Origin of the sequence: Corallococcus sp. Z5C101001 (assembly GCF_007352635.1) — a bacterium.
In the GTDB taxonomy this organism is placed as follows: Bacteria; Myxococcota; Myxococcia; order Myxococcales; family Myxococcaceae; genus Corallococcus; species Corallococcus silvisoli.
In genome coordinates this window covers 165,126-191,374 of record NZ_VKLU01000012.1, presented here as the reverse complement: position 1 = coordinate 191,374, position 26,249 = coordinate 165,126, and the positions used below count along the sequence as shown (strand labels likewise).

The following is a 26,249-nucleotide window of genomic DNA, read 5'->3' as shown; positions in this document are numbered from 1 at the left end:
AACGGCGGGGCAGGCAACGGCGGGGACTAGTCCTCACCCATCAGCTTCTCGATGGCCGCGAGCTTCTGATCGAGCAGCGACCCCAACTCCTCCTGGGGACGCTGCTCCAGCTCCGCCAACGCCGGGCCCGCGTCGTCCGTCGGCGCCAGCTCCGCGACGGGGACGAGGGGGCCCAACTCGAAGACCTCCAGGGCCAGGTGGTCGGCCAGGGATTCGATGCTGGGATGCTCGAACACCAGCGTCGCCGCCAGCGGGCGCTCCAATCCCAGACTCGACTGGAGGCGGTTCCTCAGCTCGACGGCCATCAGCGAGTCCAGGCCCGAGTCGAACAGCCGCAGCGCTCCTGACATCGGCTTGGAGGGATCCAGCCCAAGCACCTGGGCCACCTGCTGATGGACGTGCTCCAGCAGCGTCTCTTGCTGACGGCCACGAGACAGCCCCTTCAACCGCACCCGCATCGGCGACGCGGCCGCCCTGGGCATCCCCGCGCGCGCCTCGGCGAGCAGACCGCTCAGGACCTTCGGCGCGTTCCCCTCTCCGAAACGCTGGAGGTACGCGGGCCACTCGATGGGCAGCACCGCCACCTGCGCGCGTCCCGAGTCCATCGCGCGCCCCAGCAGCTCCAACCCCTGCTCCGGTTCGATCCATTCGAACCAGCGCCGCGACTCCGGCACCCCGAGGGCAGCCGCCATGCCGCTTCCACTCCAGGGGCCCCAGTTGATGCTCACCGCGCGGAGCCCCAACGCCCTCCGGTGGTGCGCGAGCGCATCCATGAACGCGTTCGCGGCGGCGTAGTTGCCCTGCCCCCCGGCCCCCAGCAGCGAAGCGGAGGACGAGAACAGCACGAAGAAGTCCAGCGGCAGCTCCCTCGTCAGCTGGTGGAGATTCCAGCTCCCCCGTTGCTTCGGTGCGAGCACGCGCTCGAAGCGGGCCCAGTCCTGGTGGAGGATCGTGCCGTCCTCCACCACGCCGGCGACATGCATCACGCCCCGCAGCGGTGGCGCGTTGCCCGCGAGGGTGGACAGCGCGCGCGCGACGTCCTCGGGGCGCGAGACGTCTCCCTGCACGGACTCGACCCGTGCCCCGGCCTCCCGAAGCAGCCGCAGCGCCGCCACCGCCTCGGCGCTCGCTTCCTTCCGCCCCATCAACACCAGATGGCGCGCACCGCGCTCCACCATCCACCGGGCCACCTGGAGGCCAATGGCACCCAGACCGCCCGTGATGAGGTAGCTCGCATCCGGCCGGAGCCGTGAGATGGAAGGCGTCGTGTTCGGTGCCACCTCGCAGCGCGCGAGGCGGGCGACGTACCTCCGTCCGTTCCGGTAGGCGACCTGCTCCCCCTCCGGCGTCTGGAGGACTTCCTCCCTCAGAGCGCGAAGCTCCTCGTCGCGCGAGCCGCCGTCGAGGTCGATGAGCGCTCCCCAGGACTCGGGGTGCTCCACCGCGAGCGTGCGGCCGAGTCCCCAGAGCGCCGCATTGGCCAACGTCGGAGGAGCCGCCTCATGGCCGGTGCGCTGCGTGCCGCGCGTCACCATCCACAGGCGAGGTGGTGTCATGCCGCCACTCCGGCCCAGCGCCTGTGCCAGATGGAGCGCCCCCATGCAGGCCAGGTCCTGGGTCGACGGCGCGTCCGGCCCGCCATCGAGCCCCCACAGGTTCAGGACCGCCCGGCAGGGCTCACCGCCCGTCGCCGAGACCTCATGGAGCAGGCGTGAGAAGTCCTCGACGCGAGCCGGGTCGAGCGTGAACGTCCGGCCGTCGCGAGCCTCGAAGGTGCTTCCCGGGCGCACCACCACACAGCGCGCCCCATGAGCCTCCAGAGACTCCGCGAGCGCATCGCCCAGGCCACCGCCATCCGCGAGCAGCACCCAGGTCCCTCGCGGTGCCATGCCCTCATGGAGCCCCTTCAAGGGGCGAAGCTCCCAGGCGAGCTCGTAGGTCCAGTCCCGCCCGGTGCCGAGCATCCGCCGCAATGCGGAGCGGCTGACCTGTTGGAAGCGAAGGCCCTCCAACTCGACGCACACCGCCCCGGTTTCATCGAGGATGCGGACATCCGCGGTCACGGTGCCGTCAGCCGCGCCAGCCGTTGACTGCATCGTGACGTGGCTCCAGCAAGCCGTGCCTGGTTCACGCCAGAAGACGAGTCGCTTCAGCGCGACGGGCAGAGCGAGCACATCGTCGATGGGGCCGACTCCCTCACCGAGAAAGAGGGCGCCACAGACCTGAAGACACGCATCGAGCAACGCAGGATGCAGCGGCGCTCCCCACGCATCCGAGGACAACACCTCGGGGCGCCGGACCCAACCCAGCGCTTCCCCCTGACCCAGGTGGATGCGCTCGACTCCCTTGAAGGCCGGGCCGTAATGGATCCCTCGTGCCTCGAAGTGTGAGGAGAGCTTCGCCGCTGGGACCTCCGTGGGGCACCGCGCCAGCAACCCCGAAAGTCCGCGCGGCTCAGGTGAGGCGACATCAGGCCGAGCCCTGGAGAGACTTCCCGACGCATGCAACGTCCAGCGCGGCTCCTTCGAGCCTCGGGCGCCTTCACCTTGCGCGCTGAAGAGCTGGAAGGCGTGCGTGTCGTCACCGCTCGGCGAGACGACGCACTGAAGGAGACGCTCACCGTCACCGCGCAGGACGAGCGCGTCGTGAAGGTTCAGGCCGTCCACTGCGTGTGCACCAGCCCCCAGGAGGTCGGCGGCCGCGGCTCGCGCCAGCTCCATGTAGACCGTGGCTGGCAGCACCGTCGCGCCGTGCACCCGGTGCTCGGCCAGGAATGGCATCCCTCCGGTGCCTACCGACGACTCGAAGACTGTCTGCTTGAGCGCGGGGGACACGATGCGTCGTCCCAGCAACCCCAGGCCCCCCGCACTCAACGCCGCGGGGCGCGAGCGCTCGCGAGGGCGCTCGACCCAGTAGCGCTCACGCTGGAAGGGATACGTGGGCAGCGGCGTGCGTCGACGCGCGTGTGCCTTGTCCAATCCCTCCCAGTCCACCTCCACGCCCCTCACGTACAGCCTCGCCATGCTCCCCAGCAGCGTCTCCCAATCGCTGCTCCCGGGCCTCAGGCTCCCCACCCACTCCGCCTCCCCCTTCCCCAGGTACCTCTTCCCCACTCCCGTCAGCGTCGGCTTCGGCCCCACCTCCACGAAGACCCGGTACCCCCTCTCGTACAGCCCCTTCACTCCCTCCCAGTACCTCACCGGCTCCCTCAGGTGCCTCGCCCAGTACCCCGCCTCCTTCTCCTCTCCTCCCTTCACCGCCCTCCCGCTCACGTTCGACACCAACTCCAACCGCGCTCGCTCCATCCTCACCTTCCCCGCCGCCCTCTCGAACGCCTCCTTCATCGGCTCCATCAGCTCCGAGTGGAACGCGTGCGTCGTCTTCAACACACGGCACTCCCTCCCCTTCGCCTTCAGCCTCCCCTCCACCTCCTCCACCTCCTTCACCCTCCCCGCCAGCACCACCTCCTCTGGCCCATTCACCGCCGCCACCAACCCTCCTCCTCCCTCCCCCCTCACCTCCTCTTCACTCGCCAGCACCGCCACCATCTTCCCTTCCCCCTCCAACCCCTCCATCAACCTCCCTCTCTCCATCACCAGCTTCAGCCCCTCCTCCACGCTGAAGACTCCCGCCACGCACGCCGCCACGTACTCACCCAGGCTGTGCCCCATCACCGCCGCCGGCTTCACTCCCCACTCCGCCCACACCTGCGCCAGCGCGTACTCCACGCTGAAAAGCGCCGCCTGCGACACGCTGCTTCTCTCCAGCTGCTTCCCCTTCCCTCCGTACAGCACCTCCACCAGCGACTCCCCCAGCTCCTCCTTCACCACCCCGTCGCACTTCTTCATCACCTCCCGGAACGTCTCCTGCGTCTCGTACAGCTCCCTCCCCATCCCCTCGTGCTGCACTCCCTGCCCCGTGAAGAGCAGCACCACCTCTTCTCCTCCCGCCTTCCTCGCCTGCCCCGCCGCCCCCCTCTCCACCGCCCCTTCCCTCTCGTACCTCTCCAATTCCTCTCTCAGCTCCTCCGCCGTCCCTCCCACCACCGCCACCCGGTGCGCGAACCGCCCTCGCCCCGTGTTCGCCGTGAAGCACGCGTCCCCCAGCTCTTCTTCCTCCAGCGCCTTCGCGTACCGGCCCGCCAGCTCCCTCAGCGTCTTCTCGCTCCTCGCTGACAGCGCCAGCACGTGCTTCGGCCGCTCCTTCCCCTTCCTCCGCTCCACCTCCGGCGCCTCTTCCAGCACCACGTGCGCGTTCGTCCCGCCGATGCCGAAGGAGCTCACCCCGGCGCGACGCGGCGTCGAAGCGGCACGCCACTCCGCGAGCCGCGTGTTCACGAAGAAGCGGCTGCGCGCGAAGTCGAGCTGCGGGTGCGGGCTCTTGAAGTTCAGGCTGGGCGGCAGGCGCCGGTGCTGGAGTGACAGCACGGTCTTGATCAACCCGGCGATGCCTGCCGCGACTTCCAGATGTCCCACGTTGGTCTTCACCGAGCCGATGGGGCAGACCCCCACCGCGTCAGCGCTGGCACCGAAGGCCTGCTGGAGCGCGGCGAACTCGATCTGATCGCCCAGCGGCGTGCCCGTCCCGTGGGTCTCGACGTAGCCGATGCTGGAGGGGCTGACGCCCGCAGCCGTCATCGCGGAGGAGATGACCGCGGCCTGGCCGTCCTGGCTCGGAGCCGTGTAGCCAATCTTCACCGAGCCGTCGTTGTTGACCGCGGAGCCGCGGATGACCGCTCGGATGCAATCGCCCTCCGCCAGCGCGTCGGAGAGGCGCTTGAGCACCACCACGCCCGCGCCACTCCCGAAGAGGGTGCCCTGGGCGTCCGCGTCGAACGCCCGGCAGTGGCCGTCCGGCGAGAGGATGCCGCCCTGCTCGTAGAGATAGCCGGACTTCTGCGGCAACCGCACGGCGACGCCCCCCGCCAGCGCCATGTCGCACTCCCGGTTGCGCAGCGCCTGACTCGCGAGGTGGACAGCCACCAACGACGAGGAGCAAGCCGTCTGGACGCTGATGCTCGGGCCCTTCAGCCCGAGCCGGTAGGAGACGTGGGTCGCGAGGTAGTCCTTGTCGTTTCCAATCAGCGTCTGCAGGTCTCGAACAGCGCCCTCACGTCCCACCGACGAGCCGAGGTGGAACAAGAGGTAGTTGCTGAGGATGGAGCCGGCATAGACCCCCACCAGGGACTTGAGCCGCTTCGGGTCGTAGCCCGCGTCCTCGATGGCCTCCCACACGCACTCCATGAAGATGCGGTGCTGCGGGTCCGTGAGCCGGGCCTGCTTCGGCATGAGCCCGAAGTGCTCGGCATCGAAGTGCTCCACGTCATCGAGCACCGCGCTGGCCGGGACGTAGCGGGGGTCATCCAGGTGCGAGGGCTCCAACACCGAGCCGCGCAGCTCCTCCTCCGTGAAGAAGGAGACCGACTCGACGCCCTCACACAGGTTCCGCCAGAACTCCGCGAGGTTCCTCGCGCCGGGGAACCGGCCGGACATGCCGACAATGGCGATGGCCGACTCCAGCGCGCGGTCTGGCTGTGCGCTCGGCACGGCCACGGCCTTCGCGCGCGGCTCCTCGCGGACGGGCTCGACCCGAGGGGGTGACGGAGGAGCGGCGGGCCGCGCCTCGGCGCTCCTCGTCGACACGTACTCCGCCAACGCGCTGACGGTCGTGTACCGGAACATCTGGGCGATGGGGAGGTCGACGTGCAGTCGCTCTCGCAGCTTCCGGTGGACCTGGACGATCTGCACCGACGTGCCGCCCAGGTCGAAGAAGTTGCGATGGACATCCACCTCGTCCAGTTGGAGCACTTCCTGAAGGATGGTGGCGAGCGAGCGCTCCACCTCCGTGCGCGGCGCACGCGCCGCGGGCAGCTGCGTCTCCGCGCGCTCGGCCGGTGCGCGCAGGGCGTCGCGGTCCACCTTGCCGTTGGACGTCAGCGGCAGTGCGTCCATCAGGACGAACGAGGTGGGAACCATGTAGTCCGGAAGCCGGGCGACCAGATGGCGCCGCAGCTCCTCGGGGAGGGACGTGGCGGCCGCCGTGCGCGCCGCGGGCCGGCTCACCGCCACCGCTGCACCGACCCCTCCCGCCAGGAAGCTGTGCAGGAGGACATGCCCCTCATCCAGCTCGAGCTGCTGGCGCAACGGCTCGAAGTCCAGGCCTCCCACCGGACACAGGCCCAGCGCGCCCCCCGCCGCCGTGCTCATCAACAGCTGGGCGATGTAGCCCGCTTCGAGCAGGCAGAAGTCCCGCGCGAGATCGCCATAGAGCGGCTGGATGGCCTTGAGCTGTCCGACCAGGAACACGGAGAGCGCCGCGTCGTCGAAGAGGGACCGGTTGCCGGGCGCGTGCTGGCCTCGGCTCAGGGTCGCGTCTGGCGTGAGCAGCACCAGCTCGTGCTGCTTCGGATGGTAGTAGTAGGTCCCGCCCTGGAGTCCGGTGACTCCCCCGGCCTTGATGTGCAGGTAGACCTGCACCGGATAGAGCCCTCCCGCCGAGGCATAGCGGTACTTGGGAAGGAGCGAGTCCTCGAGCTGGACCTGCATGAGGCAGCTCAACAGCTCGGCGAGCCGCTCGAAGGAGATGGGACCAGCGCGGAAGGACCTGTGGCTCCGCCGGTCGGTGATCTCCTGGAGCAACGCGGCGTCGAGCACCGGCCTCTGGAGCGGAACGGACTTCCGGAGCCCAACGTCCGCTCGCAGCCCGGGGCCCTTCAGCTTGAACTCGAGGCGCGCGATCGGATCGGAGATGACGCCCTGGAGCGGGCCCAGCTCATGCGCCTCATCCAGCGTCTCCTGCGCGGGCTCCTTCGCGAGGACGTTCGTCGGGATCGCGTCCGGGACGACATAGGCCACCAGACGCCGAGGCCCGCCCGGCTTCCCGAGCGCCTTGACCACGGCTCCCCGCACGGCCGGGTGCGTGTCGAGCGCGGCTTCGATCTCTCCCAGCTCGATGCGGTGCCCCTGGATCTTGACCTGGAAGTCCTCCCGGCCCAGGAACTCGATCACCCCGTCCGGAAGGAAGCGGCCCAGGTCTCCAGTGGCGTAGAGACGTTCGCCGGTTCGCGGGTGGACGATGAACCGGGCGGCGGTGCGCTCCGCGTCGCCGTAGTAGCCCAGCGCGACCCCCACGCCGCCAATGTAGAGCTGCCCCGCCACCCACTCCGGACAGGGCTCGAGCGCGTCGTCCAGCACATGGAAGCGCTGGTTCACCATGGGGTGGCCGTAGGGAATGCTCCGCCACGCCCGGTCGACCTCGCCGATCCGGTAGAGGATGGACCAGATGGACGCCTCGGTCGCACCGCCGAGGCTCACGACGTCGATGGCCGCGTGCTGGCTCCGGATCCGTCCGGGCAGCGTGACGGGAATCCAGTCACCGCTCATCAGGACCAGACGCAGGGAGTCCGGGAGGCGATGCCCGCCGCCCTCGACGAACTCGATGAGCATCTCCATCAGCGCGGGGACCGAGTTCCAGATCGTCACCCTGCCCCGCGACAGGACCGACAGCCAGTGGCTGGGGTCGCGCAGGGTGCCGGGCTCCGGCATCACGATGGCGGCCCCCGCGGCGAGCGTCCCGAAGACGTCGTAGACCGAGAGGTCGAAGCTGAGCGACGAGAGCGCGAACACCCTGTCCCCGGGGCCCACGCCGAAGCGCTCGTTCATGTCGACCAGGGTGTTCACCGCACCCCGGTGGTCGATCATCACGCCCTTGGGGCGCCCCGTCGAACCCGAGGTGTAGATGACGTAGGCGAGCCCATTGCCCAGGACGGGAAGAGGCCCCGCGTCCGCGACCTCGAGCGCTTCGTCGGCGTCCACCGCGAGCCGCCGAGGCCCTTCTGGCCAGACCAACGACGCGTCGAGGTGGGCCTGCGTGAGCACCAGCTCGACGCGCGCGTCCTTCAGAAGTTCGTGGAGCCGTTCGGTGGGCAGGCCCGGGTCCAGCGGCAGATAGGCCGCGCCAGCGCGCAGGATGGCGAGCGCGGCCAGCACCTGCTCCGGCCCCTTCTCCGCGACGATGGCCACGAGCCGCTCCGGCATCGCCCCCTGGGCGATGAGCCACGACGCGAGCCGGGCCGAGCGCCGCTCCAGCGCTTCGTACGTGAGCACGCGCTCACCGGCGATGACCGCTGGCGCTTCGGGGCGCCGCGCCGCCTGACGAAGGAACAGCGTCTCCATCCGCTCCGGCGCGACCGGCCGCTCCGTGGCGTTGTAGGCCTCCCGGCGCGCGAGCTGCTCGGCGGGGAGGGGCTGTCGCGCGGGGGCGTCCCATGCGGACGGGTCCTCGACCAACCGGCGCAGCAGCCGGCCATAGGCCTCGAAGAGCGCATCCACCAACCCCTGGGGGAACAGCGCGTCGACGGAGTCCCAGCTGAAATACAGCGCACCATTGAGCTCGAAGACCTGGTGGTCGAGCCACACCTGGGGCGTCTGGCTGACGACCTCGACGATTCGCACGCCTTCGCCCATGTGCAGCGAGCGCCCGGTCTCCGACAGCAGGCTCGTGAACACGAAGGGCATGCCCATCCCCGTGTCCAGACGGCCGAGCCGGGTCGCCTCACGCAGGACCTGCACGCTCGAGACGACGGAGTGCTCCAGGTCGTCGAAGAGCTGGCCCTGGAGTCGCCGGGCCCGCATGGCGAAGGACTCCGGCCGGGAGCCGTCCACCTCCAGCAGGATGCCCGAGGTGAAGTCGCCGATGATCTTCTCCACGTCGTCGATCAACGGCAGGCGGTTGAAGAGGGTCAGGTTGAGCGTCAGCCGCTGGCCGCGGCCGTGAGCGCGAAGCACCTCGCCATACGCCGCGGCCAGCGCCATGGACGCCGTCACCCCCGCCGCCGCGGCGCGCTCGCGGAACGTCCTCCACGCGGCGGGGTCCAGCCCGCCCTTGCGGCGCTTGAAGCGACGAGGCCCCCTGCCCTCCACGTCGGCGGCGAGCGGCAACTCCGGCGGGCCGGGCAGCGTCTTCAGCCGCTCACGCCAGTATTCGAGCGCGCGCTGATAGGCCTCCGCCCCCTGCTCACGGCGCTTCGCGGCGGCGGCGAAGTACTCCCGGAAGGTGTGCTTCAGCGGCGGCAGCGGAGCGTCCGGGTCCTGGTACAGCACGACGCACTGCTCGATGAGGAGCTGGACGCTGAGGGCATCCGCCACGAGCAGGTCGAGGCTGACGTGCACGTGGACCGGTCCCCCCGGGAGCTGGGAGGCGCGGACCTCGAAGAGCGGGAAGCGGTCGGCCGGGAGCACCTGATGTGACAGCTCGGCGCGAAGCTCCCCCAGGTGGGCGTCGACCTGCTCGGCCGAGGCCGCGCGAAGGTCGTAGGCCGTGACGCGGAACGGAGGCACGGAGGCCAGGACCACCTGCTCGCCCGTCGGGAGCACCACCATGCGCAGCATGTCGTGATGCTCGATGAGCCGCTGGAGCGCGCGCTCGAGCCGAGCGGGGTCCAGCGCATCGAACGCGAGCTCCAGGTAGCTGTGCGCCGCGACGCCGCCCGCGTCGAAGGCATCCTGTCGCCCCACCCAGTAGGCGTTCTGGATGTCGGTGAGTGGAAACGGCGAGAAGCGCGCATCCTCGGGTGGCTGGACCACCGCGGCCCGCACCTCCGCCACGCGGTGGGCGGCGCTCAGGTGCTCCACGAGCTGGCTCTTGCGCTCCCGCAGCGCCGTGCGCACCTCTTCCGTGACGTGGCCCGGGGGCGCGCGAAACCGCAGCGCATCCCCTTCCACCCACAGCTCGATGCCCTTCTGCTGGAGCTCGACGATGAACTCGGCGGCCTTCACAGCGCCCCCTCTTCCCAAGCGATGGAGCCGCCCAGCAGGCCGTGGAGGTACACGTGCGGCTCCTCCAACCGGAACGCATCCCGGACGTCGTCGAAGCGCAGCTCGCCCACCTGGCAGAGCCCCAGTTGCTGCTCGGCGGCGCGCATCTCCAGCAACTGCGAGATGAGCCCCGCCTCGAGCAGCGCGAAGTCCCGCCACTTCTCGCCGTAGAGCGGCGCGATGGCTCGCCGGTCGCAGACCAGGAAGAGCGAGAACGCCGAGCTCGCGAACAGGGGCCGGTTGGTGGGCACATGCAGGCTCGCGTCGAGCGCGCCCTTCGCCGTGAGCCGCACCAGCGCGTGACGAACCGGCTCGTGGTAGTACGCGCCCGCTTCGAGCCCCTGGACCCTCCCGGGAGCGACGTGGAGGTAGAGCTGGACGCCGTAGCTGTTTCCGGCCGAGCCGTACTGGTATTTGAAGCGCCCCCCGATATCGAACGAGCGCAGACATGACAGCAGGCGTCCCAGCGCCTGGGCCTCCACGGGCGCGGAGGAGAACGTCCGGTGGCTGGCGCGCTCCAGATGCCGGCGCCGTGCTTCGGCCTCGGCGGGTTCGGCCAGCGCGACCACCGCCGTCCCCGGGTCGAACGTGCGGACACCGTGCCGGGCGCGCTTCCAGGCCTCGCGTTGTTCGAGGTCCAGCAGCAGCCCCTCCTCGGCCTTCGGTCCCACGGCCTCGCCCGTAACCTCCTCCGCCGGCTGGCGCCGGGTGTAGTAGGCGACGATCTCCGCGGTGTTCCGCAACGTCAGGAACTCCGACATCCGGGGCCTGTTTCCAAACGCCTTCTCCAGCAGCGTCGCGAGCTTGATCAACTCCACCGACGTAGCGCCCAATTGGAGCAGCGAGGCCTCGGGCTCGACGCTGGGACGCTTCAGGACCTCCGCGACGAGCTGGGTGACCTGGGTGAAGATCTTCCCGCCGCGCGCATCCATGGGGCCCGCGCCGCGGGAGGGCTCCTCCACGGGCGTGGGCAAGGCCTTGCGGTCCACCTTGCCGTTCGCCGACTGCGGCAGCGCCTGAAGGCGCACGAAGACGCCCGGCACCATGTAGTGCGGCAACGTCCGGCCCAGGAACTCCCGCAGCGCGTCGTCCGAGGGCGACGGCTGTCCCTCCACGGGGACGACGTAGCCCACCAGCCTTCGCAGGGTGCGCTCTCCAGGAGCGGCGACCACGGCCTCGCGGATGGCCGGATGCCGCGCGAGCGCGGCTTCAATCTCGCCCAGCTCGATGCGGTGCCCGGCGACCTTGACCTGGAAGTCCTTCCGGCCCAGGAACTCGATGTCCCCTCCCGGCAGGAAGCGGCCCAGGTCGCCCGTGCGGTACAGGCGCTCGCCCGTGCCCGGGTGCGTGAAGAAGCGCGCGCGCGTCATCTCCTCGTCGCCGAAGTAGCCCCGGGCCAGCCCGACGCCTCCAATGAAGAGGTCGCCCGGCACGTGCTCCGGACGCGGAGCCAGCGCCTCATCGAGCACGTGGAAGCGCTGGTTCAGCATCGGGCGGCCGTAGGGGATGCTGCGCGCCCCGGGGTCGACCCTGGCGATGGGGTGCAGGATCGACCAGACCGCACCCTCGGTCGCCCCGCCGAGGCTGATGACCCGGACCTCGCTGGACAGCTTCCGGATGCGGTCCGGCAGCGTGACGGGGATCCAGTCACCGCTCAGCAACACCAGGCGCAGGGACTCCGGAAGGCGCTCCCCGCGCGACTCCACCACGTCCACGAGCATCTCCATCAGCGTCGGGACGGAGTTCCAGACCGTCACGCGCGCTTCACGGATCCACCGCAACCAGCTCGTGGGCTCCCACGTCGCCTCGGGCTCGGGCAGGACGAGCGTGGCGCCCGCTGCCAGGCTCCCGAAGATGTCGTAGACCGAGAGGTCGAAGCCCAGCGACGAGAGGCCGAAGACCCGGTCCTCCGGGCCGACCTTGAAGCGCGCGTTGATGTCCTGGAGGGTGTTCGCCGCGGCGCGGTGCTCGACCATCACCCCCTTGGGACGGCCCGTCGAACCGGAGGTGTAGATGCAGTACGCGAGGTCCGAGGCCGAGCGCGACGGCACCGACGGAGGCGCGCCGTGCGCGCTGTCCTGGATGCTCACCACCCGGACCGCCTCCGGCCACGCGAACCGCTCCACCTGCCCCGGCTCTGTCACCACGACCTGGACCTTCCCCTCCTGGAGCAGGACCCGGCGGCGCTCCTCCGGGAGCGTGGGGTCGATGGGGAGGTAGGCCGCCCCGGCCAGTGGGATGGCCATCGCCGCGACCACCTGCCTCCAGCCCTTCTCCAGGACGACGGCGATCAACCCGTCGGGCCGCGCGCCCAGCTCGACCAGATGGCTGGCCAGCGCCCCCGCGTGACCGCGAAGCTCCTCGTAGCTCAGCGTCCGCCCCGGGCTCACCACCGCCAGCCGGGAGGGCTCCCGCTGCGCCTGGGCCAGGAAGAGCGCATCGAGGCGCGCCTCGGGGATGGGGGACGCGGTGGCGTTGAACGCCTCCCGGCGCACGGCCTGCGACTTCGGGAGGCGCACCGGGGAGCGCTCCTCCCAGGATGCGTCGTCATCGGCGAGCCGGCCGAGCAGCTCCTCGTAGGCCGCGAAGGCGTCCTCGAGCATGCCCACCGGGAACAGCCCCTCCGGACTGTCCCAGGAGTAGCAGAGCGCGCCGTCGTCCTCCCGCACCTGATGGTCGAGCCACACCTGCGGCGTCTGGGTGATGGCGTGGACCGTCTCGCCCAGCCACCCGAAGGGAGAGCCCCCAGCCGCCTTGCTGGGCCGGTGCCCCAGGAGGCTCGTGAAGACGATGGGCATGAGCGCCCCAGGCCCCTCCCGCCGCCTTGCGCGCTCACGCATCACCCGCACGCCACTGAAGTGCAGGTGCTCGAGATCCCTCGCGAGCTGATCCCGAAGCTGGACCGCGCGATGGGTGAACGACGCGCCACGGCCGTCGACCTCGAGCAGCGCGTTCGTCGTGAAGTCGCCGACGACCTTGTCGATGGCGGGATGGATGGGCAGGCGTCTGAAGAGGGTGAGGTTGAGACAGAAGCGGGCGCTCTCACTCCAAGCCGCGAGGACCTCCGCGAACGCGGCACAGACCACGCCAGAGCGGGTCAGCCCCGCCTCCGCGGACCGCTGCTTCAAGCGCTCCCACCGCCTCGCATCGAGGCTCCCGCGCAGCCGCCGGAACGCGGGACGCACCAGCTGCTCGGGAGGCGTGGCCAGCGGAAGCACCGGTGCTTCCGGCAGGTCATCGAGGCGCGCGCGCCAATAGGCCTCGGCGCTCCGGTAGGCATTCGTATCGCGGGCGGCGATCTCCGCGAGCACATGCTCCCGGAAGGACACCGGCACCGGCTCGAGCGTCCGCTCCGGATCCACGTAGAGCTCGCGCCACTCCTCCAGGAGCGCGAGCACGGCGGCGGCATCCATCGTGATGGCATCGATGTCGAAGTGGATGCGCGTGCGGTTCCCATCGAGCAGCGTCGCGCGGAGCTCGAAGCTGGGCCACTGCCCCGGAGGCACGGAGCGGTTGGAGAGCTCCTGGCGGATCGCGGCGAGCTTCGCCTCGACCACGTCGTGCGCCTGCCCGCGCAAGTCCAGCACGGGCATGGAGAAGGCGGGCACCTGCTCCAGCACCCGCTGCTCTCCCGACGCGAGCACCACCGCGCGCAGCATCGCGTGCTGTTCGATGAGGCGCTGCCACGCGCGCGACAGCCGCGCCACGTCCAGCTCGCGGCCGTCGAGCTCATGGTACAGGTGACAGGAGATCCCCCCGACGCCGAAGTCGGTGCCGCGCCCGACCAGGTAGGCCTCTTGAATCTCGGTCAGCGGAAAGGGCGCGTGCTCCTGCTCGGAGCGGAGGTCCGCGCTCCGCCGCAGGAGCAGGGCGACCATCTCCGCCTTCCGGGCGGCGATGTGCTTCTGAAGCTCGGGAGTGATGACGTTGCGCGCGGCGCGGACGCGGAGGTGCTCGTCCTCGACCTTGAGCTCCACACCCAGACGCGTCAGCTCGGCAATGAGTTCGGTGGCATTCAAAATCGGAACTCCTCCATCGGTTCATCGAGGGCCGCTTCCGGCGGAGGCGGTACGGCATCGAGGCTTTCCAGGACGAGCTTCACGAGGTCGTCGAAGCTCAGGCCGCTCAGGAGCTTGACCGCCGGAACCGAGAGCCCCAGCGCCAGCTCCAACCTCGCCTTGAGCTTCATGCCCATCAGGGAGTCGAAGCCGAAGCGGACCAGTGGCAGGCGGCCGTCGGCCAGATCTCCAGGGAGGGCCAGCATGGAGACCACCTCGCGCCGCAGCGCGCCCTCGACCCGCCCCCGTCGCTCCTCGGGGAGCAGCCGGACCAGTTCCTGGAGCGGCGGGAGTCCCTCGGGCGCCGGGCGCGCGGCCTGGGGCTGTGAGCGGATGAAGTCGGTCAGCAGCGAGGCATGGTCCGCCGCGGGATATGCCCGTCCCCACTTCACCCAGTCGATGCGGGCGATGCCCACATGCGTCTCGGCGGTGCCGCGCAAGAGCCTCCCGAGGATGGCCACGCCGTCATCCGGCGCGAGGCTCTCCAACCCCAGGGCCTCGAGCCGCGCGCCACGGTCGGCCCGCGCCGCCGCGAGTCCGACCTCCGCCCAGGGGCCCCACGCGAGCGAGTGCGCCGGCAGTCCGCGCGACCGTCGCTCGGCGGCCAGCGCATCCAGGAAGGCATTCGCGGCGCTGTAGTTCGCCTGCCCCACCCCGCCGAGCAGCGCGGCGATGGAAGAGAACATCACGAAGAAGTCGAGCGGATCCTCCCGCGTCTGCTGGTCCAGGTGGAGGGCACCCGCGACCTTCGGCCGCAAGACACGCTCGATGCGCTCGCGCTCCTGCCGGACCAGCAACGCATCATCGAGCAGCCCCGCGGCATGGATGACGCCACGGAGCGGAGGCATGTTCGCGCGGAGCTCCGCGAGCGCACGCGCGCAGGACTCCCGCTCGCCGACGTCCGCCTGGAGCACGCGCACCGAGACGCCCTCCGAAGCGAGGGCCTGGAGCACGGCGCGGGCCTCATCCGAAGGCGGGGTGCGGCCCAGGAGCGCCAGGTTTCGCGCGCCCTCCTTCGCGAGCCACCGCGCGCACCGCAGCCCCAGCCCACCGAGGCCCCCCGTGATGAGGTACGTGGCGTCCGCGGAGACCGGCACGGGCCCGGGCTCCGGAACCACGTCCAGCGGCTGGAGCCGCTGCGCGAGCCGCACTCCGTCTCGCCAGGCGATCCGGTCCTCCCCATCCAGGACCCGCAGCTCCGAGCGCAGCGAGTGAACCGTGTCCGCGGCCGGCGCCGGGTCCAGGTCCACGAGGGTGCAGCGCAGCTCAGGGTGCTCATGGCGCAGCGTGGCCCCGAGCCCCCAGAGCGGCGCCTGGGCCAGCGCGAGCGCCTGCTGCCGCGCGTCGGTCGACTGCGCCCCCTGAGTGACGAGCCAGAACCTGGGGGGCAGGCCTCGCTCCATCCGGGTCAGGGCCTGGAGGACCCGCACCGCGCCGACCAGGACCTCGGTGGTGGCCTGCGCCTCGCTCCCCGGCTCCAGTGCGCCCACGTCCAGGGCCGCGAGGTACACCACGCCGCGGTAGGTGCGCGCGCCCAGCGCCTCTTCCAGCCGACGCTGCAGCGACGCATCCGACTCCGCGGGCTCGGGCGCGGCCATCACCTGGCAGCGGGAGCCCTCGGCGCCAAGCCGGTCCGCCAATGCGGCGCCAACGCCACCGCGATCCGTCACCAGCAGCCATGCCCCGGAGTCCCGCGCCGGAGTCGCGGCGGGGGGAGGAGTGGGTCGCCAGCGGACCTGGAACAGCCCCTGTCCGAGCGCGCGCACGCTGTCACGCGCGAAGGCCTCGCGCGGGGCGCGCTTGACGATGAGCCCTTCAATCAACGCGACCGTCGCGCCGTCCTCTCCGAAGAGGCGGAAGTCGGCGCTCAGCGTCTCACCGTCACGGCCGCCCTCGGGCCGCAGCACCGCGTGCGCCCAGAGCGTGCCGCGAGGCGGTGACAGGAAGACCACGCCTTCGATCCCCACCGGGATGTAGGGCACGCCGTCGTCGCGTCCGAGGCCCGGGATGCCGCGCAGGACATGGAAGACGGAGTCGATCAACCCGGGGTGCAGCGGCGTCCCCGGGTGCAGGTCCTCGGGTTCAGGCGCGCGCATGCGCCCCAGCGCCTCACCCTCTCCCTGCCAGAGCTGTTCGACCCAGCGGAAGCGTCGCCCGAGCGAGATGCCCTCGGCGTCCATCGTCTCGTAGATCCGGGGCATCTCGAGCAGCCGCGAACATCGCGCTCGCAGTTGCTCCAGTGATGGCGACGCGGACGTGTCGGCCCGCGGCGCATGGGACAGCACCTTGCCCTCGGCATGGAGCACCCAGCCACCGTCCCCGCCCACCTCCGGCTCCTGACTCTGGATGCGCAGCGACGCGCGCCCCCCCTGCTCCGCGCCCACCACCACCGAGACCGGACGCGGCAGCCCCTCCTCCAGGACGAGCGCCCGAGGGAAGACGATGTCGGCCAGGCGAATCGGAGAGGAGCCATGAAGCGACTGGAGCGCCGAGAGCACCATCGACACGTGCCCGGCGCCCGCCACCACCACCGCGCCGTGAAGCAGGTGCTCGCGCAGGAACGGCATCCGGTCCACCGACAGCTCCACCTCGAACAGGGTCTCCGCCAACGGAGAGCGCACCCGGCGCCCGTGCAGGGGAAGCTCCGCTTGGGGAGAGGGAGGCCGCGAGGCCGGGGCGGGATGGGCGACCCAGTAGCGCTCCTTGGCCCACGGATAGGGCGGCAGCGGCACCAGCTCGCCGCCCTCTGGGAAGAGCTGTCCCCACGCGGGGGAGACACCCGCGACGAACAGGCCTCCCAGCAGCGCGCGCAGGGTGTGGCGCTCGGACTCTCCCCGCCGCAGGGCCGACACCACCGTCACGCTCTTGCCCGCCTGCTGGAAGCACTGCTGGACCGGGCGCGACAGGACGGCGTTGGGTCCGATCTCGACGAAGAGCGAGTGGCCGTCGTTCGCGAGCTCGGCGATCGCGGGCGCGAAGCGCACCGGCTGCCGGAGATTCCGGGCCCAGTAGTCGCGGTCGAAGTCACCGCCTGCCGCGCGGCGCCCGGAGACCGAGGAGAAGATGGGGATCGTCTCGGGCCGTGGGCGCAGCCCGCCCAGCGACTGTCGCAGCGCCTCCAGGTGGGGCTCCACGGCATGGCTGTGCGAGGCATAGTCCAGGCCGAGTCGGCGGCAGGAGACACCCCGCGCGGTCAGCGCGCCAAGCACCTCCTCCATGGCGCCCGCGTCACCGGACAGCAGCACCGAGGTCGGGCTGTTGAGCGCCGCGACCGACAGTCGCGGCCCATGACTCGCGATGGCTTCGTTGGCCTCGTCCTCGGAGAGCTCGACCGCGCTCATCGCCCCCCCACCCGCGATGGCGGCGAGGATGCGGCTGCGCTCGAGGGTGATGCGCATCGCGTCCTCGACCGAGAGGACCCCGGCGGTGTGAGCCGCCGCCACCTCGCCGATGCTGGACCCCAGGACCGCGTCGGGCTCGATGCCCCAGGAGCGCAGCAACGCCACGAGCGCCGCCTGGAGCGCGAAGTGCGAGGGCTGGGAGATGTGGGCCAGCTCGAAGCGGGGCTGCTCTCGCTGAAGCTCCTCGATGACGGACCAGCCCGCGAGCTTCATCAGCACCGCATCCACGGACCGCAGGGCCTCGCGGAAGACGGGCTCCTCTTCGAGCAGCGCACGGCCCGCGCCGGACCATTGCCCTCCCTGTCCGGTGAAGAGGAAGACGACCCTGGGGGCCACGCCAGGGAGCGAATAGCCGGAACAGGCATCCGGGTGCGTCAGGCCGCGAAGGAAGGCGTCCATCGCTTCCGCCGCGCTGCTTCGGGAACGAGCCACCACGGCGAGCCGATGCTCGTGGTGACTCCGACGACAGCTCGCGGAGTAACAGAAGTCGCGCCACGCCGCGCCACCCCCTCCGGCCAGCGTCGCCGACAGGCGCCCCGCGGCCTCGCGCAGGGACTCCGCCGAACGGGCCGACAGGACCAGCAGCTCGGGTCGCTCCACGTGAGCCGGGGCCTCGGCTCGACGCCTGGCTGGAGGGGCCTCTTCGACGACGACGTGGGCATTGGTCCCGCTGAAGCCAAAGGAGCTGACCCCGGCGATCCGACGCCCCCCCTCCGGGACGCGCCACGCGCGGTGCTCGGAGATCACCTCGACGGGCAGCTCGGCCCAGGGGATGTGGGGGCTCGGCTCCTTGAAGTGGAGACTGCGTGGCAGCTCGCGGTGTCGCAGCGCGAGGATGGCCTTGATGAGGCTGGCGATTCCGGCCGCGCCCTCCAGGTGCCCCAGGTTGGTCTTGACCGAGCCGATCCCCAGCGGCGAGGTGACGGGACGCCCACGCCCGAGGACCGCCGCGAGGGCCTGCACCTCGATGGGGTCTCCGAGCGAGGTCCCCGTGCCATGCGCCTCGACATAGCCGACGTCGAGCGGGGCGACGCCCCCCTGGCGCAGCGCGCTTTCGATGACGCGCTCCTGGGCCGGTCGGCTCGGCGCGGTGAGGCCGTTCGAGCGGCCGTCCTGGTTGACGGCCGTCCCCCGGATGACCGCGAGGACCGGGTCTCCGTCCGCGAGCGCCTGGGACAGCCGCTTGAGGACCACCACCCCCGCGCCTTCTCCTCGCACATACCCGTTGGCGGCGCTGTCGAAGGCCTTGCAGGCCCCGTCCGGAGACAGCGCCTTCAGCTTCGAGAAGTAGACCGTCATGCGCGGCGAGAGCAGCAGGTTCGAGCCGCCCACGAGCGCGACGTCACACTCGCCTTCCCTCAGGCTCTGGCAGGCCAGGTGGGTGGCGACCAGGGACGAGGAGCAGGCGGTGTCGACGGCGAAGGTGGGGCCCTCCAGGCCCAGCGCGTACGCGATGCGCCCCGCCGCCACGCTCAGCACGCCCCCCGAACCCGAGTAGGCGTTGATGCCGCGCGCATCGGAGGCATTGAGCTCCAGCAGCGCGTAGTCACTCAGGCAGATGCCCAGGAACACCCCCGTGGGGCTCCCCTTCAGGCGCTCCACCGCCATCCCCGCGTTCTCCAGCGCCTCCCAGCTCAGCTCCAGCAACATCCGCTGCTGCGGATCCATCGACCGGGCTTCCGCCCCGGAGATCCCGAAGAACGAGGCGTCGAACGCGTCGACTTCGTCGAGGAAGCCACCGTGCCGCGAGTACGTCTTGCCCGGGACCTCCGGATCCGCGTCGTACCAGTCGTCGAGCGCCCACCTCGACGCGGGCACCTCGCGCACCGCGTTCACGCCATCGGCGAGCAGGCGCCAGTAGTCCTCCGGGCTCCGGACGCCACCGGGCAGCCGGCACGACATCCCCACCACGGCGATGGGCTCCGCGCCGTCCGTGGCCTCCCGGCGTGCCTTCACGGGTCGAGGTGCCGACTCGGAGGACACCGCGCCATCGGCGGTGAGCTCGCGCCCGAGGAAGTCGAAGAGCTGACCCAGGCTCGGGTGATCGAACAGCAGCGTGACGGGCAGTGGCCGACCGAGCACGGCGGCCAGACCGTTGCGCAGCTGCAAGGCCATCAGCGAGTCGAGCCCCAACTCCTGGAGAGGTCGACGGGGATCGATGGGCGACGCGGGCGACAGGCCGAGGACGTCGGCCGCCTGCGTCTGAAGCAGCGAGAGCAAGCGCGCCCGGGACTCACGGGGCGACGCGCCCGCGAACACCCCTCCGGGTGATGCGGGGCGAGGAGGCTCGGCACGACGAGGCGCCAGCACCTCGAAGAAGGGCGAGAGCGCCCCTTGCACGGCGCCCGCTCCGGCGCCCACGACCATCCCCTGCGTGAGGTCGGCGCGGAGGATGCCTTCCAATGCCGCGAGGGCAGCGCCTGGGGCGAGCATCCCCAGCCCGAAGCCAGACCACGCCTTGCCCGCGTCGGCGGGCAGTCGCGCGGCCATGCCCACCTCGGCCCAGGGCCCCCAGTTGATGCTCGTGGCCGTCAGGCCCCGGGCACGCCGTTGATGAGCCAGGGCATCGAGGAAGGCATTGGCGGCGGCGTAGCTGGTCTGCCCGGTGGTCCCGAAGACAGCGCTCACCGAAGAGAACAGGGCGAAGAAGTCGAGGCGGTCGTCGAGGGTCTCGAGGTGGAGGTTCAGCGCCCCCTGGACCTTGGGAGCGAGCACACCGGCCATCCGCGCCGCGTCCTGGAGCACCAGGAGCCCATCGTCGAGGACTCCCGCCGCATGCACCACGCCCCGAAGGGGTGGCATCGACGCGCGGCCTTCGCCCAGCACCCGCGCGACGTCCGCACGCGACGCCACATCACCCCGTCCCACGACGACCGTCGCGCCCGCGGCTCGCAGCGCGTCCAGTCGCTCCTCCGCGAGCAGCCCCGGCGCGCCGCGTCCCATCAGGATCAGGTGACGCGCGCCCCGGTCGACCATCCACCGGGCGACCTCGAGCCCCAGGCCCCCGAGCCCTCCCGTGATGAGGTACGTGGCATCCGCCCCCAGCGGGAGCGGACGGGCCGCGCGCGGAAGCCTCGTCCGCGCGAGCCGGGCCACGAGGCGCCGACCCGCACGGAAGGCGATGCGGTCCTCGTCTCCCGACAGCGCGAGCTCCTGGGCGAGCAGCGCCGCGTCCTCGACAGGCCCGGACGGATCCAGGTCGATGCGCACACAGCGCAGCTCGGGATGTTCGAGGGCCACCACGTGCCCCAGCCCCCAGAGCGGCGACTGCTCGGTGACGAGGGGTCCGTCATCCGCGCCGGTCGACTGCGCGCCCCGCGTCACCAGGACGAGACGCGGTGGAACTCCGCCCTCCCGGGTCACCAGCCGCCGCACCAGCTCGACGCCACGCTCCAAGCCTTCGAGCGGCATCGCCGTGTCGAGGCCTCGAAGGTCGACGACTCCGACGAGGGTCCGCGCCGGGCCACCGAGCGCCTCCAGGCGCTCGAACAAGCCCTGCGTGTCATCCTGGCCGGTGGAGATCACCTCCACCCGTCCACCGCGAAGTTCGAGCTGTCGGGCGAGCCCCGCGGCGACGCCACCTCGGTCCGCGAGGAGGAGCCAGGGGACGGACGCCGGCGGAGAAGACAGCGGGGCCACGGGCCGGAGCTGCCACTCGACCTGGAAGAGCAGCGCCGCCGCCGCCGTATCGCGTCGCAGGACGGCTTCCCGTGGCGCCCGGCGAATCGTCAGCCCGCGGACCTCCGCCACGACCGTGCCCGACTCGTCCAGCAAGCGCAGGTCCACCGTCGAGGCTTCGTCGACCGCGCCCTTGCCAGCGCGAAGCACGAGATGGCAGAGGCGCGGGAGTCGCGACTCGTGGAGCGTGAACCGGTCGATGCCAATGGGGACGAAGGCCAGACCTTCGATGGACGAGAACCCGGAGACCGCGCCCAGCACCTGGAAGCACGAGTCGATGAGCCCCGGATGCAGCCGATAGTCCTCGGCCCCATCCTCCGCCTCTGGAAGCCGCAGCCGCCCCAGCGCCTCGCGCTCGCCCTGGAAGACCGCCTCCAACCAGCGGAACTGTCGCCCCAGCACCAGCCCCTGCCGGTCGATGCCCTCGTAGAAACGCTCGATGGAGGGAGACTGCTCGAAGCGGGCTTCGAGCCCGGCAAGCGACTCGGGCGCGGGTGACGCATCCCCGCCCCTCTCGAGTCGCCCCGTGGCGTGCAGCGTCCAAGGTGAGGACTCCGCGTCGCCCCGGGCGGGCCGGGTCGACAGCTGGAAGTCGCCACCGGCCGCGAGGGACACCTGGAAGATGCGCTCCTCGGAGTCCTCCATCACGATGGGACTCAGGAACAGCACGTCCTGGACGCAACAGCGCTCCGTGCCCCAGAGCGACCTCGCGGCCTCGAGCAGCATGCTGACCATGCTCGCGCCCGCGATGACCACCGTCCCGTAGAGCCGGTGGTCGCTCAGCAGCCGCACGCGGTCCGCGCGAAGCGAGGACTCGAAGCGGGTCTCCCCTGGAGGCGCCTCGACTGAGCGACCCAGCAACGGATGCGCCTGGACGGGCGCGGCACCGGGCGCGACATCGAACCAGTAGCGCTCGCGCTGCCAGGCATAGGACGGCAGCGCCACCCGCCGGCCCCCCTGAGGGAAGACGCCCGTCCAAGAGGGCTCGTGCCCCAAGGTGTGGAGCGCCCCCAGCGCGGCGAGCAACGTGACGCGGGGGGGCCGGTCGCGGCGCGCGGAGAACAGCGCCGATGTCCCCTCCACCCCCGAGGCCTCGAGCGTCCGGGTCAACGGCTGCGACAGCACGGGGTGCGGCGAGACTTCGACGAAGACCCGGCAGCCGTCGGCGAGCATCGCCTGGAGGGCCGGCTCGAACAGGACCCGCTGGCGGATGTTCGCGCGCCAGTGGGCCGCATCGAGCTCCGAGGCGGAGACGCGCCCGCCGCGCACGGTCGAATACAGCGGCGTCACCAGCGCCTTCGGCGCGAGCTCCCGCGTGCAGGCGTCGAGCTCATCCAGATGCGCGTCCATCTGCGCGCTGTGGAAGGCATGGTCGACGTTCAAGAGGCGAACACGAATCCCCTGGCGCTGGAGGCTGTCCCGCAGCGACTCCAGCGACGGGCGCTCCCCCGAGACGACGATGTCCTGAGGACCATTGATCGCGGCGACCGACAGCGCGTCGCCGTGAGGCGCGAGGAGCGGCAACAGCCGTTCGAGGGTGGCCTCCACGGTGGCCATCCCGCCGCGCCCGGCCGTGCGTCCCATCAAGCGGCTGCGGCTCACGACGAGGGCCATCGCCTCATCGAGCGACAGCGCTCCCGCGAGGTGCGCGGCGCTGACCTCTCCGATGCTGTGCCCCACCACCGCGTCCGGACGGATCCCCCACGCCGCCCACAGCGCGGCGAGAGACACATGAAAGGCGAACAGCAGCGGCTGCTCCGCCTCGGTGCGCGGCGGAGGGGCCCCCTCCCGCGCGACCTCCATCGCGTCGATGAGGGATTCGCCCGTCCGCGCGCGGAACGCCAGGTCGCAGCGCTCGAACATCTCCCGGAAGCAAGGCTCCTCCTTGAACAACCGGGTGCTCTCGCCCAGGGGGAAGCCCCCCTGCCCTGACAGCACGAAGCCCACGCGCGGCGCCTCGCCCTGCCGGACCACGCCCTGGGACTGGAAGGCCCGCGGGGGTGCACCGCGCCCGAACGCCTCCAGTCCTTCGTCCAGGGCGAGCCGCGTCTGGGCCACCAACGCCAGCCGGTGCGCGTGGTGGTCGCGACGCAGGCCCGCCGTGGCGCAGAGCTCCACGAGCGAAAGCGTGGGCCTGTCGCGAAGGTGCTCGGCGACGCGAAGGGCCTGCTCCCGAAGCGCCGGCTCCGTCCTCGCCGAGAGGACGAACAGCTCCGAGGGCACGTCGCCGGAAGGAGGCACGGAGGCCTCCGGGGACACGCGCTCCCAACGAATCGCGTGGCCCGCCGCCGCGAGCGTGTCGAGCGCACGATGGAGCCCGTCCAGGTCCGGCTCGCCGCGCTGCATGCTGCCCAGGACCGAAGCCCGCGCCGCGCGGGCCTCGACGTTCTCCTCCACCGAGCGCGCGTGGATGGGATGAGGATTGACGTCGAGGAAGACCTCGTGCCCGGAGTCGAGCAGGGTCTTCACGGCGTCGGCGAACCGCACGGGCTCCCGGAAGTTGTCGGCCCAGTAGCCCGGCCCCAGCGACAGCCCTTCAACGAAGGCGCCCGACACCGTCGACACCATCGGAATGCGTCCCGGCAGCGGCCTGAGCGCCGGACAGCCCTCCAAGAAGAGGGACTTGAGGGGTTCGACCTGGGGGATATGGGCGTAGAAATCAATCTCGGCCGTGCGCGCGAAATGCCCCTCCGCCACCAGCCGCGAGGTGAAGTCCTGGAGCGCGGAGGGCTCCCCCCCGATGCCCGTGGACCGGGGGCTATTCACCGACGCGATCGCGATCCGCCCCGCGTAGGAGGCGATGCGCGCCTCCACTTCGGCGGCGGGAAGCCCCACCACGCCCATCCCCGCACCACCCGACACGCTCCGCTGGACCTGGATGTAGTGGTGTGCGAGCGCGAAGACCTCCTCCAACGTGAGGATCCCCGCCACCTGCGCCGCCGCCCATTCCCCCACGCTGTACCCGACGACCGCGCTCGGCTCGACGCCCCAGTCGCGCCACAACGCCGCGAGGGAGAGCTGGAACGCGAGGACGACCGGGAGCTGCACCTCACCCCGGTCGAAGCGCGAGCGAGGGCGAGGCGCGAGCAACGCATCGACGAGCGACCCGCCCCCGAGCCCCCGGAACACGGCGTCACAGGCCTCGAAGCGGGCACGGAAGACGGGCTGCGTGGCCAGCAGCTCCCGCCCCATGCCCCACCAGGCCGAGCCGGCGCCCGCGAAGAGGAACGCGACCTTCGGCGGCACGGGGGACACGGACGGCGGGCGGGGCACCACGAACGGAGGCCCAGCGGCCCGACGAGGCCCCGGAAGATACTCCTCGACGATGAGGTGACAGTTCGTCCCCCCAAAGCCGAAGGAGCTGATGCCCGCCAGCGAAGGCTCGTCGGCCCTGGGCCACGGAGTGAGCTCCGTCTGCATGCGCAAGCGCAGCGCATCGAACGGGATGTGCGGGTTCGGCTGCTCGAAGTGCAGGCTCGGCGGGAGCTTCCGCTTCCGGATGGAGAGCGCCACCTTGATGACGCCGGCGACGCCCGCGGCGGCTTCGAGGTGCCCGATGTTGCTCTTCACCGAGCCCACGCGCAGGGACTCCTCGGAGGACCGCGCCGGCCCCCCCAGGACCGCGCCCAGGGCTCGCGCCTCTATCGGATCGCCCAGCGGCGTTCCCGTCCCGTGCAGCTCGACGTACTGCACCCGCGCGGGGTCCACGCCCGAGGCGCCATAGGCCTCACGCAACAGCCGCTCCTGGGCCTTGGGGCTGGGGGCCGTCAGCCCATTGCTGGCGCCGTCGTTGTTCACCGCGCCGCCACGAATGAGGCAGTAGATGGAGTCCCCGTCCGCCAGGGCGCGCGACAGGGGCTTGAGGATGACGACGCCGGCCCCCTCCCCTCTCCCATAGCCATTGGCTCGCGCATCGAAGGTCTTGCACCGCCCGTCCGGCGCGAGCGCGCCGAAGGCCGAGACCGCCATCAGCGTGCGGGGAGAGAGATTGAGTTGCGCGCCGCCCGCGAGCGCCAGGGTTGACTCGCCCGCGCGCAGGCTGCGACAGGCTTCGTGGATGGCGACCAGCGACGAGGAACAGGCGGTATCGATGGCCAGACTGGGGCCCTCGAACCCAAACACATAAGAAACCCTATTGGCGACGATGCTCCCAGCGTGGCCGGTGCATGTATGAAGAGAGGGCAATGCCCCATGGAGCGTCTGGAGATCGGCATAGTCCCGCCAGACCAGCCCGGTGAAGACGCCCGTCTTCGAGCCACGAAGCGTCCGCGGCGCGATGCCCGCATCCTCGAGCGCCTCCCATGACAACTCCAACATCAAGCGCTGCTGGGGATCGAGCTGCCCCGCCTCACGGGGCGAGATTCCAAAGAAGCCCGGGTCGAAACGGTCCACGGTGTCGAGGAACGCCCCCGGAGGAGGGTGAAGCCGCTCCCGCGACTCTGGAGTTGGCGCCCGGGAGGCGGCCTCCTCCCAGCGACCCGGGGGGACCTCCGTCACACAGTCGATGCCCTCCTGGAGGACCCGCCAGAACGCCTCGGCATCGGGCGCGGAGGGGAAGCGGCACGCCAGTCCAACGATGGCGATCGGCTCGGAAGCCTCCGGGGCGGATGTGTCCCGGAGGCGATTCGACTCCGCCCCCTCCTCTGGATGCAGGAGATGGGCGGCGAGCCCCGCGGGGGTCGGATGCTCCCAGATGAGCGTGGGCGAGAGCGACCTGCCCAGCTTGTCAGAGAGTCTGGAGATCAACTTGAGCGCGACGAGCGAATCGACGCCCATCTGGAAGAACGGCGTCGCGAGCCCCACCTTGCCCGCCTCGAGCCCTAGCAACGAGGACAGCTCGACCGCGAGCCACGCACGCAGCGCGTCGACGTCGCGAACCCTCTCTTCCATTCCCTGCCTCACTGGCATCCGGGCTGTCTTCGTTTGCGCCACAAAGACACCCAAGAAACCGCAAAAGACATGCACGCCCGGGGGTCAGGCGCACCTCAACGCATACATGCGAACCAGCGACTGGCTCTGGAGTCCACTCGCCCGAACGACAGACACGACAAAGCGAAGCTCCGCCGCACCGACGCCACCTCTCTACGCCCGGAACCCAGGCAATACCAGACGAATTTCCATCCCCCCCGGAACCTATGGACTACGAGACAGTGCAGTGGAAATTTGCAGCATTCATGACGCCGGGCTCGAACCTCCATACCCAGACACGCACCAATCGCGAAGAAAGACCCACCCCAGGGCAATTCGATTTTAAGAATGTGATTATTTAAGGAGACCCGCGCCCTGGGGCGGGCTGC

Annotated in this window: 3 protein-coding genes; all 3 read right to left on the bottom strand. The window is 70.9% G+C overall.

Annotation, left to right across the window (positions count from 1 at the left end; all coding sequences use genetic code 11):
* Positions 1 to 26: 26 nt before the first annotated feature.
* Genes FOF48_RS26220 through FOF48_RS26210 form a run of 3 tightly spaced genes read right to left on the bottom strand, consistent with a single transcriptional unit; the run spans position 27 to position 25,842 of the window.
* Positions 27 to 9,776 (bottom strand): non-ribosomal peptide synthetase/type I polyketide synthase, encoded by a 9,750-nt coding sequence (locus FOF48_RS26220; RefSeq protein WP_143905800.1) that lies wholly within the window; start codon positions 9,774 to 9,776, stop codon positions 27 to 29.
* On the bottom strand, positions 9,773 to 13,834 hold the full coding sequence (locus FOF48_RS26215) for a non-ribosomal peptide synthetase (RefSeq protein ID WP_143905798.1): 4,062 nt from the start codon (positions 13,832 to 13,834) through the stop codon (positions 9,773 to 9,775). Before FOF48_RS26215 ends, FOF48_RS26220 begins: the two co-directional genes overlap by 4 nt.
* Positions 13,831 to 25,842: a type I polyketide synthase gene (locus FOF48_RS26210; protein WP_186002078.1), complete on the bottom strand. Its 12,012-nt coding sequence runs from the start codon at positions 25,840 to 25,842 to the stop codon at positions 13,831 to 13,833. Before FOF48_RS26210 ends, FOF48_RS26215 begins: the two co-directional genes overlap by 4 nt.
* Positions 25,843 to 26,249 lie beyond the last annotated feature (407 nt).